The sequence below is a fragment of the Roseibium denhamense genome (genome assembly GCF_009711415.1).
GTDB classification, from domain to species: Bacteria; Pseudomonadota; Alphaproteobacteria; order Rhizobiales; family Stappiaceae; genus Roseibium; species Roseibium denhamense.
Genome location: NZ_SMLZ01000116.1, coordinates 350119 through 362819, shown reverse-complemented (window position 1 = coordinate 362819; position 12701 = coordinate 350119). Strand labels below are relative to the sequence as shown.

The 12701-nt window shown below is 57.7% G+C and carries 10 protein-coding genes; 8 read left to right on the top strand and 2 right to left on the bottom strand.

The genetic code is table 11. The features are described 5' to 3' along the window. Positions 1-102: 102 nt before the first annotated feature. Positions 103-1644 (bottom strand): trimethylamine methyltransferase family protein, encoded by a 1542-nt coding sequence (locus E1180_RS21580; RefSeq protein ID WP_155194739.1) that lies wholly within the window; start codon positions 1642-1644, stop codon positions 103-105. A gap of 326 nt (positions 1645-1970) precedes the next feature. On the opposite strand from E1180_RS21580, the gene E1180_RS21575 reads away from it, so the two are divergent. From E1180_RS21575 to E1180_RS21555, 5 genes are all read left to right on the top strand, one after another. After that, on the top strand, positions 1971-4532 hold the full coding sequence (locus E1180_RS21575; RefSeq protein WP_155194737.1) for a GcvT family protein: 2562 nt from the start codon (positions 1971-1973) through the stop codon (positions 4530-4532). Positions 4533-4831: 299 nt separating this feature from the next. Next, entirely contained in the window at positions 4832-5863 is a 1032-nt protein-coding gene (gene bmt, locus E1180_RS21570) for a betaine--homocysteine S-methyltransferase (protein WP_155194735.1), read from the top strand. Between the two features lie 163 nt (positions 5864-6026). Further along, positions 6027-7370 (top strand): ferredoxin reductase family protein, encoded by a 1344-nt coding sequence (locus tag E1180_RS21565; RefSeq protein ID WP_155194733.1) that lies wholly within the window; start codon positions 6027-6029, stop codon positions 7368-7370. Between the two features lie 111 nt (positions 7371-7481). Then, on the top strand, positions 7482-7907 hold the full coding sequence (locus tag E1180_RS21560) for a PaaI family thioesterase (protein ID WP_155194731.1): 426 nt from the start codon (positions 7482-7484) through the stop codon (positions 7905-7907). A 41-nt stretch (positions 7908-7948) separates the two neighbouring features. Beyond that, positions 7949-8503 (top strand): hypothetical protein, encoded by a 555-nt coding sequence (locus E1180_RS21555; RefSeq protein WP_155194729.1) that lies wholly within the window; start codon positions 7949-7951, stop codon positions 8501-8503. A gap of 24 nt (positions 8504-8527) precedes the next feature. On the opposite strand, the gene E1180_RS21550 is transcribed toward E1180_RS21555, so the two are convergent. Beyond that, positions 8528-9760, bottom strand: coding sequence for a GGDEF domain-containing protein (locus tag E1180_RS21550; protein ID WP_155194727.1), 1233 nt, complete (start codon positions 9758-9760; stop codon positions 8528-8530). A gap of 326 nt (positions 9761-10086) precedes the next feature. Here E1180_RS21550 and rplM point away from each other — a divergent pair, with 326 nt between their 5' ends. The 3 genes from rplM (at position 10087) to E1180_RS21535 (ending at position 12634) form a co-directional block, all read left to right on the top strand. Further along, positions 10087-10554 carry a 50S ribosomal protein L13 gene (gene rplM, locus E1180_RS21545; RefSeq protein WP_155194725.1) on the top strand — a complete coding sequence of 156 codons (468 nt, stop codon included), beginning with the start codon at positions 10087-10089 and terminating at the stop codon, positions 10552-10554. Between the two features lie 2 nt (positions 10555-10556). Then, positions 10557-11033, top strand: coding sequence for a 30S ribosomal protein S9 (gene rpsI, locus E1180_RS21540; RefSeq protein WP_155194723.1), 477 nt, complete (start codon positions 10557-10559; stop codon positions 11031-11033). Positions 11034-11236: 203 nt separating this feature from the next. Continuing rightward, positions 11237-12634, top strand: a complete 1398-nt coding sequence (locus E1180_RS21535) for an MATE family efflux transporter (RefSeq protein WP_155194721.1) — start codon at positions 11237-11239, stop codon at positions 12632-12634. The last annotated feature ends 67 nt before the right edge of the window (positions 12635-12701 follow it).

The following is a 12701-nucleotide window of genomic DNA, read 5'->3' as shown; positions in this document are numbered from 1 at the left end:
AAAAGTCGCTGGCATAAAAGAGAAACTGTCTGTTAGGACAAAAAAAACCGTTAAGTAAGTCTGGAAATAAAACGCCCTGCGGGGGCAGGGCGCTTAGTCTGATCAAACGTTGCTGTCCGGGAAGGACGATTTCCGGTCTGCCATGAAGGCCTGAAGCGCCTCATCGATGCCCGGATCGAGTTCCGGTCCGGTGTAGGCGCGCAGTTGTTCTTTCCAGATCTTGTTTGCGCGCCGAGCTGCGTCCAGTTCCCCATCCGCCAGCCATTGTTCATAGGAATTGTTGTCCGCGACCGATGAACGATAAAAAGCGCTTTCAAAATTCCGTTGCGTGTGCGCCGCGCCAAGAAAGTGACCGCCTGGGCCAACTTCCTGCAATGCGTCCATCGCAAGCGCTTCGTCGCTGACATCTATGCCCTTGGCCAGAACATGCATCATGCCAAGCTGGTCGGCATCCAAGACAAATTTTTCATAAGAAGAGCAGAGACCGCCCTCCAGCCAGCCGGCCGAGTGCAAACAGAAGTTAACGCCAGATTGGACCGTGGCCGCGATTGTTTGCGCTGATTCTTGAGCGGACTGGGCATCGGGGAGTTTTGACGCGGTGAAAGACCCGCCGGAGCGGAAGGGAAGTCCGGCCCGGCGCGCCAGCTTTGAGGCCCCATTCAAGAGTAACGAGCCTTCCGGGCTGCCGAAGGTGGGTGCGCCCGACTGCATGGAAATGGAGCTGACAAAAGCTCCAAATACAACCGGCGCGCCCGGACGCACCAGCTGGGTTAGCGCGCATCCGGCCAATGCCTCGGCCAGCACCTGGCTCAGTGTGCCCGAAACGGTAACCGGGCTCATTGCTCCTGCCAGGATGAATGGTGAAACGATGCAGGCCTGGTTGTTGCGGGCGTAGACTTTCAATGCGCCGAGCATGGTGGCGTCGAAAACCAGGGGAGAGTTGGCGTTGATCAGCTGGATCATGACGCAGTTCTGATCCACAAACTCTTCGCCGAAGACGATCTGCGCCATTTTCACGGAGTCTTCCGCCCGTTCAGGCGCCGTGACTGACCCCATGAACGGCTTGTCGGAATACTTGATATGGGAATAGACCATATCGAAGTGGCGCTTGTTGACCGGCAGGTCCACCGGCTCGCACACCGTGCCGCCGGAATGGTGGAGCCATGGTGACATGTAAGCGAGTTTGACGAAGTTCCGGAAGTCTTCGATCGTCCCGTAACGACGGCCCTGATCAAGGTCCGTGACAAATGGGGGGCCGTAAACCGGCGCAAGCACGAGGTTTTTACCGCCGATCTCGACGTTCCTTGCCGGATTGCGCGCATGCTGCGTGAACTGAGATGGGGCCGTTTTCAGGATTTCGCGGAGCATGCCTTTGGGAAATCGGACCCGCTCGCCGTCTACCTCTGCACCAGCGGCTTTCCAGATGCTTAAGACCTCTGGGTCTTCCCGGAACTCCAGCCCGATTTCCGCCAGGACCCGGTCCGCGTTGGCTTCAATGATCTCGGCTGCCTCGTCGCTGAGCACATCATAAAAAGGGATGTTCCGGGTGATGTATGGTGCTCCAACCGTTCCGGCACCGGACTGGCGCCGTTCACGACGGGCGGATCTTCCACGGCGACCGCTTGTGGCAGCTGCGTCTGACATGTGGGGACTCCCTGTAAAGTGATGTGTCGTTATGGCAAGTCTTAGGCTGATTGGCCAGCCGTCTTGGCGCAGAACCGTCTTTGGCTGCTCTGTTTCCGCCATCAAAGAACCGGGGCAATGCGTTGTCGTCTTTTGGGCATGTCGTGGGCATTATGCCGCAATGACGCAATTGCGCTATTTGTAACCGTGGACTTGGCGCAATACTGGCGCAACGCAAGCCGGTCTGCGTTCGCGGAGCATGAACCCGTGCCGCACCGGGCTTTACGGCCGAAACAGGCGGGAGAGGCGAAGTCTCGATCTTCCGGTCCTACGAAAAGGAATGAATCATGTCAGCTTTTCCTGACAAGGCACAGATCGTCATTGTTGGTTTGGGAGGAATTGTTGGCGCCTCCATAGCTCACCACCTGATCGGGCGTGGCTGGACCGATATTGTCGGCATCGACAAGTCCGGCATTCCGACTGATATCGGTTCGACCGCCCACGCGTCTGATTTTTGCTACACGACCAGCCACGATTACCTGTCGACTTGGACGTCGCTCTATTCGGTCGAGTTCTTCGAGAAAATGGGCGCCTATGAGAAGATCGGCGGCCTGGAAGTCGCGCGCACCGGCGACGATTTCTGGATGGAAGAGATCAAGCGCAAGGTGTCCTCCGGTAAGGCCTTCGGTACCCGCGCCCACCTGGTAACGCCCGCCGAAATCAAGGAAAAATTCCCTCTGATCGAAGAAGATCAGGTTCAGGGCGGCCTCTATGATCCGGATGCGGGCCTCGTGGTGCCGCGGTCACAGGCGCTCTCCGGCAAGCTGGTCGACATGGGTGTTGAAAGCGGCAAGCTGAAATCCTTCGCCAACACGCCGGCGCAATCGCTGATCGTGGAGGACGGCCGCATCAAGGGCGTGAAGACCCACCGCGGGACGATCATGGCCGATCATGTGATTGTCTGTGCCGGTCTCTGGGGCCGTCTCATTGCCGAGATGGTCGGCGAAGACCTGCCCGTGATGCCGGTGGACCACCCGCTGACATTTTTCGGTCCGTTCAATGAGTTTGAAGGCACGGGCAAGGACATCGGCTACCCGTTGCTGCGTGATCAGGGCAACTCCGCCTATATGCGCGACACCGGCGATCCCAAGACCACCGAAGGCGGCCAGATCGAGTGGGGCTACTATGAGACCACTCATCCGCGCATGTGCCACCCGCGTGACCTTCAGGAAAAAGAAGAGGCGCGCCTGTCGCCGTCCCAGCGCGATCTGGAACTGGAGCAGGTGATCGAGCCGCTTGAAAAAGCGATGGAGCTGACACCGATTCTGAGCGAGCTGGGTTATAATGAGACCTGGTCGTTCAACGGTCTGCTGCAGGTCTCCGCAGCCGGTGGCCCGTCCGTTGGCGAAAGCCAGAAGGTGCGCGGGCTTTGGTACTGCGTTGCGATCTGGGTCAAGGATGGGCCCGGCTACGGCAAGCTGGTGGCCGACTGGATCACCGATGGCCGCACGGAAATCGACCACGCCTCCATCGACTATTCGCGTTTTTACTCGCACCAGCTCACCGAAGAGTTCATCGAGGGCCGGTGCTATGAGGCGGCTCAGAAAATCTACTTCCCGGCGATCCATCCGCGCGAGCCCTATGCCAATGCCCGCAACATCAAGCGCTCGCCGTTTTACGAGCGCGAGGTCGAACTCGGCGGTCACTTCATGGAGCTTGGGGGCTGGGAACGCGCCCATGGCTATGCCGCCAACGAACATCTGCTTGAAAAATACGGCAACCAGATCCCCGTGCGCGAAAACGAGTGGGACAACCGCCACTTCTGGCGCGTGTCCAATGCCGAACACCTGGCGCTCAGCGAGGATTGCGGGATCATCAACCTGTCGCACTTTTATATGTTCGACGTTGAAGGCCCGGACCATCTGGCGCTGATGGAATGGCTGTGCGCGGCCAAGATCGGCGGCGACAACAACATCGGCAAGGGCATCTACACCCACTTCCTCGATGACGAGGGCATGGTGCGAGCCGATCTGACCATCTTCCGCATGGCCGACCGCTGCCGCGTCGTTGATGGGGCCGATGCCGGCCCGCGCGACATGCACTACGTCCGGCGCGTCGCGGAGGACAAGGGCTTCGACGTCACCGTTACCGATGTCAGCGAGAAATACACCACCATCGGGATCTGGGGCCCCAATGCCCGCGAGAACCTGAAAAAGGCAGTGTCCGACCCGTCTGCGCTCGATCCGGAAAACTTCCCATTCGCCGCGCTGCGCGAAATCGAAATTGCCGGTAAGAAGGTGATGGCGCTGCGGCTCTCTTATGTTGGCGAGCAGGGCTGGGAGCTTCATATGAAGTATGAAGACGGCCTCGCGGTGTGGGACTCGCTGCGCGATCTTGGCATCATGGCCGTCGGCATCGAGACCTACGCCAACTCCCGCCGGATGGAAAAGTCGCTCCGCCTCCAGAACGCCGACTTGCTTACCCAGTATAACCTTTACGAAGGCGATCTTGCCCGTCCGAAGGTCAAGGAAGCCGATTTCCGCGGCAAGGCAAAGCATTTGGAATACCGGGCCCGCGATCATCAGCCGGCAATGCTCTGCACACTTGTCATGACCGAGAACACTGACATCACCGGTATCAAGCGCTATCCGGTCGGGATCCTGCCGGTTCTTGATCCCGAAACCGGCGAAACGCTGGTCGATGAGCTTGGCCGCCGGTCCTACACGACGTCCATTGCCTACGGCCCGACCATCGGCAAGAACATCGCGCTCGCCTATTTGCCTCATGAATATGCTCAGGTCGGCAGGAAATTGAATGTCGAGTACTTTGCCGAGACCTACCCGGTCGAAGTGGCAGGTGTCGGCTATGCCCCGCTCTACGATCCGGAGAACGCAAAACCGCGGAGCTAAGTTGCGCAAACTTGCGGTGCCGCTCCGGCCGTTAGCCGGGGCTGTGCATCTCCTGTCCCGGATCACGCCGGACTGGCGAGATAGGCTCCGCGCCCCGTCAGCCCGGACTTGATCCGGGCAATCCAAACCGTTCCGGATCCGCGAAGGGAGTGGTCTGGGGTGGATTACCGGACTGGGCCCGGCCATGAACTGGCAAGATAGGACACGACAAAACCCGCGTGGACATCCGCGCGGGTTCTGTTATGGCAGACACAACAAGAACCAACGCAGTGGCTGGCTGCGGAACAAGGCACCTGGATATGTCAAAATTTGAAGATCTTCTGGCCCGCAAAGGGGCGCTGCTCGCCGATGGCGCAACAGGAACCAACCTTTTCGACATGGGGCTTATCTCTGGTGATGCGCCCGAGCTCTGGAACACGGACGAGCCGGAGAAAATCAAGGCCCTTCACAAGTCCTTTGTCGACTCAGGGTCCGATATCATCCTGACCAACACGTTTGGCTGCAACCGGCACCGGTTGAAACTGCACGCGGCCGAGGGCCGGGTGAAGGAATTGAACATTGCCGGGGTACAGCTTGCAAAAGACGTGATTGCCGAGTCTGGCCGCGATGTTCTGATTGGCGGATCGATTGGCCCGACCGGTGAATTGTTTCAGCCCCTTGGCGCACTGTCCTATGAAGAGGGCGTTGAAGCCTTCAGGGAGCAGATTGAAGGTCTTGTTGAGGGCGGCGCCGATATTCTCTGGGTTGAAACAATGTCCGCTGTCGAAGAAATGAAGGCTGCGGCGGAAGCGGCTCAGGGCTTTGACTTGCCGCTTGTGATCACGGCGAGCTTTGACACGGCCGGCAAAACGATGATGGGCCTGAGCCCGAAAGGGCTTGGCGATCTGCAGGGCCAATTTGCCTGCACGCCCGCTGCGATCGGCTCAAATTGCGGTGTTGGCGCCTCCGATCTGCTGGCCGCAATCATGGAGATTACCGAGGCCTATCCGGAAGCTGTCGTGGTGGCAAAGGCAAATTGCGGCATTCCGCAGATCCAGGGCGATGAGGTCGTTTACACCGGAACGCCGGAATTGATGGCGGATTATGCGCGTCTGGCGCTCGATGCCGGGGCGCGGATCGTCGGCGGCTGCTGCGGGACGTCACCTACCCATTTGAAAGCCATGCGCTTGGCTATTGATGACTACAAAAAAGGTGTCCGCCCGACTTTGGATCAGGTTCTCTCCGAGATTGGACCCCTCGTGTCGCCGCCAAACAAGGAGGCAGATGCCGCGCGGGAAGCAGAAAATGCATCTGCTGGATCGGGCCGCCGCCGGGGACGCCGCCGCGGATAAGCGAAATCCGCGCCTAAACTTAGGTTCATACCAGCGTTTTTGCAGACATCGCGTGTCGAAAGCGGCTTGGATGCTTCTTGCGCCGCTCTCATCTGTCCTCTACGGCATGCGGGCAAGACTGTTTCGGTCCGCTGCCAATTTGATAGAGTGAACGGATGTTGTGATGCGCCTGCCTGGACTGATCCTGATTGTTCTTGCGACCCTAGTACCGGTTATCTGGTTCGCGCCACTGGCAGGAGAGCGGGACGCGGTTGCCCTGTTTAGCCAGTATTTGGGCGCATCCGCTCTCATCCTGATGGGAATAAATCAGTTCCTGGCAACCCGTGTTGCCGGGATTGAGACCATTTTCGGCAGCCTCGACCGCATTTACATCCTGCACAAATGGCTTGGGGTGGTGGCGTTGGTTGCAATGGGGCTGCACGACATCATTGATGCGGAAATGAACGGTCTGCGCGGTGGACCTTTGTCAGGGATTGCAGAAGACATCGGGGAAGTATCGCTCTACGGCCTGCTGATCCTGATACTGGCATCGGTGATCACCTTCATACCCTATCACCTATGGAAATGGAGCCATCGCCTGATCGGGGTATTTTTCCTGATGGGTGCGTTCCATTACTTCTTCATTGAGAAACCATTCTCCAATTTTGAGCCCCTCGGTCTCTATATCTCGGCGTTTTGTATCCTCGGAATTGTGTCTTATGTCTGGATGTCTTTGCTGCGGCCGATGACGCCCCGTGGCCATGTCTACGAAGTGGATCTTGTCCGCCGTGTGGGCGGTTTGACCGAACTTGTTTTGCTGCCCAAAGGACGCGGCATGAAACACAAGCCCGGTCAGTTTGCGTTCCTGTCGATTAATGACGGCGCGCTTGGTGAGGAACATCCTTTCACATTGAGCGGTGCCCCGGCGCAGGACCGGTCCCTCCGGTTTTCCATCAAGGATCTTGGAGACTATACGAAGCGGCTTCACAAGACTGTCGAGCCCGGGATGGAGGCGCTGGTCTGCGGCCCCTATGGACACTTTTCAATGCCCAAGGGCCGGGACCCGCAAATCTGGATCGGGGCGGGTGTTGGGATTACACCATTTCTGGCTTTCGCAGAAAGCCTTCGAACAGCGGACGCTGGACCGGTCAAACTCTACTATTGTGTGCGTGAGCAGGACGATGTTCCCTATGCGGTGGAGCTGGAAAATATCGCCGAGGCCGTCCCGAACCTGGAGTTGGTCATTGTGAACTCGGCCGAGGGGATTCGGCTTACTGCGGATCGAATTGCAGGCGACTTGGACGGAGATCTGTCGACCGCGCATGTCTTTTTCTGTGGGCCGGTGGCCATGCGCAAGGCGCTCAAAACAGACCTTGTGCTGAAGGGAATGCGGGCTTCGCGGTTTCACTTCGAGGAATTCGAAATGCGAACCGGAATTGGTCTACGCGTTTTGGCTGCCTGGTTGTGGGATCGCGGTGTCTACGAGTTGGAAAAACGGAACTCGGCCCTCCGGCAACCTGCCGAGTAGCGGCAGCAGATCGCGTTCATTGGCGGCGCATCAGTAAAAATGCTTGCATCGTGCTTGTTTTGACCTTTACGTAAAAGAAAGTCGGAAAAAGCGTGCAAGGGAGGGGATTTGATGCAGGCGGTTATGACACCGGAAGAGGTGACGAAGCTTCTCGATGCGGTCTTCCCGCAAATGCATGCGGGCGGCCGGGCCTATTCGATTGACGGCATTACCGACGGCCAGGCTGTCGTGCGCCTCACCGCGACGGACGTGCATTTGCGGCCCGGCGGCACGGTATCGGGCCCATCCATGATGACCCTGGCGGATTATGCCGCTTATGTCGTGATCCTCGCTCATATCGGCCCGGAAGCCCTGGCCGTAACCACTAATCTCAATATCAATTTTCTGCGCAAGCCCGGCCCCGGCGATCTGCTCGGCTCCTGCCGCCTCCTGAAACTGGGCAAACGGCTGGCAGTGGTCGAGTGCGGAATTGCCGGGGAGGGCGAGGACGACCTGGTTGCGCATGCGACGGCGACCTATTCCCTTCCACCGCGTTGAGGCAGAAGCTCTACCATTTTGATTGAATGTCGGAGGGTGCAGTGAGCGAATATCAACTGATAGATTTCACATGGCAGGAATATAAAACTATTCTTGAAATCTATGAGGGGTTTAATTCTCAATATCTGACTATAAAGGGCTGGTCTGTCACAGTGTGCCTGGCTGCCATTTTCGCAGCTTATTCGAAACCAGTCGCGCGCAATGGCCGGATCGCTTTGATAGTTGCTTCCTTGGGGGCGTTCTCATTCTTTCTCGCAGAAGTTTCCATACGTACCTTTCAAAAGGCCTATCTCTTCCATTTGAAAAGCCTTGAAGCCTTAATGGTTGAACGAGGCCATGGCGATTTGTTTCAAGCGATGACCGGATGGGAACTAGGCTATTTCGGGGAGATAAAGCGGGCAGAAAGCGCATGTTTTTCCCTGGATAATCCGTTATTCGGCTTACCATTGAAGTACGAAAGCTACATTTGTGCGGCAACCGATCTTCATGTGTTGCTTCCACATTTTCTGATCATAGGGTTAGGTTTGGTTCTTGCCTACAAGTGGCCGCCAACGGAGCTTCAAAACAGAAATCATAGGTGGCGCCCGCGGCAGTAACGGGCGGCGGTGCCGTTTTCGCGCCTAGGCGCTATGTTGCTCCGTTTCCTGCTTGAACATTCCCTCAAGCTCCTTGCCGTATTCGACAACGCGGCCACGGCCTTGGCGCTTGGCTGCATAAACGGCAAGGTCTGCGCGATGCAAGGCTGTTTTCTGGTCGTCACCGGAACCGGCAAGATAGGCGCCGACACTCAAGGACGGCACATAACTCTGCCCCGCGTGTGTGCAGGGCGTCTTTGCGCCCTCCATCACGCGGTTAAAGAGCGTGCGAAAATCATCTGATGAGATGTCCCGGCACAGGATAACGAACTCGTCGCCGCCATAGCGCGCCACCGTATCGCTTCCCTCGCGGATGCTTGCTTGGAGAATACCGGCAATGTGTTGCAGCAGCTTGTCGCCGCAGGCATGGCCATATTGGTCGTTTACCTGTTTGAAGTGATCCACGTCCACAAACAGGATCCCGAGACCGGATCTTTTGCGGCGGTCATCCGCAAACACTTGGTCGAGCATCTGGGTGACCGTGTTGCGGTTAAGGACGCCGGTCAACTGGTCATAGCGGGTCAGTTCCAGCATGCGCTTGTCGTTTTGCATCAATTGCTGGGTCCGGCGGACGAACGCGGTTATGGGAAGGAGAAGGACCAGAACGGTTCCAAAGACAAGATAAAGGCTCACCTGCTGAAAGGTGGTTTCGAGCGCCTCTTCAAAAGCGGACGCGTCAACATAAAGCTCGATTGTGCCGACTTTGTCACCTGCAGAGGTAATCGCGGGGATATAGGCCTCGATGTAGGTTTCGGGCGTAGCCGGGTCCGAGGTCACATATTCATCATTGTCATCATGATGCACGATGATCACAGGCATACCGGTTTCGAACGCCTGTATCGCCAGCGCGTTCGTATGTCCACTCACGTCTCCCGGCCGGTCCAGGCTGACATTTGAGAGGAAAGTCTGTTTGCCTGTCTCGTTAAAGAGTTCGAACCGGATGATGTTGACCAGCGCAAAGGAATCTTCCAGGCGGCTTATATCATCCATGTTGCCCTGACCGGTCTGGATCAGGTCAATGGCCGAAGGGGTCGTCTCAAGGAAGTTCTGAACCCAGGCCTTTGCGCGCGTTTCGGCGTTGCGCTTGATCGCCGCCTGCACTTGCCAATCGATCAGTGTATCAAGTGCAATCCAGACAATTCCGACAAGCGCAAGGGTCCCGGCTGCCGCGGACAGCACCGAGTAGCGATGCCGGTCGAAAAACTGTCTCCAACCCATGCGTTCTCCCTGAAATCCTTGAAAAAAATACGCACACCCGCTTAAGGGGGCGTTAAGCAGGCAGCCACCGGTTTGGCTTGCTGGGCGGCTTAGACTGGAATTCAGGACATCGGCGCTACAGAATTGCCCGGAAAATAGCGGTAATATGATACCGTTTTTTTAAGCGATTGAAAAATATAATGAATTAATGGCATGAGCTGAAAAACCGGTATTGACGTTCGTTTGCGTCCGACGTATAAGCTGCGCCGAACGAATTTGAGGTCCGTTCGCTGGCATCAAAAGCCGCGCGGGCCTTTTCTTTAACAGACCAATCATGGATCAAACTCATGAAGACCTTCTCTGCCAAGCCGGCTGAGGTCGAGAAAAAGTGGATCTTGATCGACGCAGAAGGCATGGTCGTCGGCCGTTTGGCTGCTTTCATCGCCAACCACCTGCGCGGCAAGCATCTGCCGACCTACACGCCTCACGTTGATACCGGTGACAATGTCGTCGTAATCAATGCCGACAAAGTCGTGTTCACCGGCCGCAAATACGACAACAAGAAATACTACTGGCACACCGGTCATCCGGGCGGCATCAAGGAGCGCACCGCGCGTGCGATCATGGAAGGCCGTTTCCCGGAGCGCGTCCTGCAAAAGGCCGTTCAGCGCATGATGCCGGGTGGTCCGCTGTCCAACAAGCAGCTGTCCAACCTGAAAGTCTACGCTGGTCCGACCCACCCGCATGAAGCTCAGTCCCCGGAACTGGTGGACGTAAAGGGCCTCAACGCAAAAAATGACGGCAAGAGGGCTTAACGATGGCTGAGCTGCAATCCCTAGAAGACCTGGGCGGCGCGGTCGACACCGCAGCCCCCGAAGCGCCGGTCCACGTTCAGAAGCTGGACGCACATGGCCGCGCATACGCAACTGGTAAACGGAAAGACGCAATTGCCCGCGTCTGGATCAAGCCGGGCACCGGCAAGATCACCGTCAACGGCAAGGACTTCACCGCGTATTTCGCGCGTCCGGTTCTGCAGATGATCCTGAGGCAGCCGCTGATGATCACCGAGCGTGACGGCCAGTTTGATATTGTCGCAACCGTTTCCGGTGGCGGTCTGTCCGGCCAGGCAGGTGCTGTGCGCCACGGCCTGTCCAAGGCTCTGACCCACTACGAGCCGGAGCTGCGCGGCGTTCTGAAGAAGAACGGTTTCATCACCCGCGACAGCCGTGTTGTTGAACGTAAGAAGTTCGGCCGCGCGAAAGCCCGCCGGTCCTTCCAGTTCTCCAAGCGTTAATCGCCGGACCGACTGGTTTCAAATTACAAAAACCCGCTGGGGCTCCCCAGCGGGTTTTTTGTTTTTGCCGGATGCTGTAGACAGAACGCCTTTCCGGCATCCTGAGTCTGTCGATTTGCGCCCGGCTGGGCAATCCAGGAAATCCCGGCCATCTGGTCTCAAAAGATGGCATTAACGCCGCACCCCGCGTGAAAGAAGTTTTTATGTCCCAAGCCAAGTTCGTAACCGGCAACCTGTTCCGTCATGTGACCGTCATGTCGCTGACGTCGTCGGTTGGGCTGATGGCGATTTTCGCGGTCGATTTTGTCGACATGATCTTCATTTCCATGCTGGGCAAGGAAGAGCTGGCGGCAGCTGTCGGATATGCAGGCGCCATTTTGTTTTTCACAACGTCCTTCAACATCGGTGTCGCCATTGCCGCCGGGGCGCTGGTCGCCCGTGGGCTGGGGGCTGGCGATAAGTCAGAGGCCCGGCAAAAAGCGTCGAACGCCCTTGCCTGGGGAACCGTGTTCTGCGGTGTCTTTGCCGTTGCTGTCTGGTCCGGGCTGGACACGTTGGTGGCGCTTATCGGTGCCAAAGGGGCCACCAAGGATCTTGCAGTCCATTACCTGGCAATCATTGTTCCAACCCTGCCGTTGCTGCTGATGGGCATGGCGGGCGGGGCGATCCTGCGCGCTCATGGGGATGCGCGCCGCGCCATGACCTGCACGATTGTGGCGGGCGTCGTAAATGCTGTCCTAGATCCGATTCTCATCTTTGGCCTGGATCTGGAGCTGACCGGCGCGGCACTTGCGAGTGCAGCCTCACGAGTGGCTTTGGCGGTGTTCGCGCTCTGGCCAATCTTCAAGTTTCACGGCGGGTTGAGCCTGCCGAAACTGCCGGACCTGACGGCGGACCTTCCACCAATTGCGGCAATCGCATTTCCCGCGATCCTGACCCAGCTTGCGACCCCGGTCGGCCAGGCATTCGTTACCCGGTCTATGGCCGAATATGGCGAGGAGGCGGTTGCCGGCATGGCGGTGGTCGCCCGCATGACACCGCTGGCCTTTGCGACGATCTTTGCCCTTTCCGGCGCCGTCGGCCCGATTGTGGGGCAGAATTACGGGGCAGGCGCCTATGGCCGGGTCCGCACCACCTTGCGCGATGCCTTGTTGTTTACCGCACTCGTGGTCACCTTTGCGGCTCTGGTTCTGTTTGTGTTGCGGGCGCCGATTGCGGCTTTGTTCAACGCCAGCGGTTTGTCCCTGACCCTGATCTATCTCTTTTGCGGTCCGTTGGCGCTCGCCTTCTTCTTCAATGGGATGCTCTTTGTCTCCAATGCGTTTTTCAACAATCTCGGCCGGCCGTTCTATTCGACCTGGATGAATTGGGGACGCCATACACTGGGCACAATCCCGTTCGTTATCCTGGGCGGATGGCTTTATGGCGCGCCGGGTGTCTTGATCGGGCAGGCAGCCGGGGGTGTCCTGTTTGGTATTGGTGCCGTCCTGCTGGTGCGCCTTGTCATCAAGGATGTCGAGACCGGCAAGGGGGAAGCTGCGGCCCCGGGCATATTCCAGCGCCAGGCCCGCCAGGTGATCCTGTTCTTCAACCGGCGGTAACCGAAATCCGGTGCTCTGCTGCCCGCGCATTGTTTGCGCTGCTATGACCTCGAATGCTGTTTTGGCA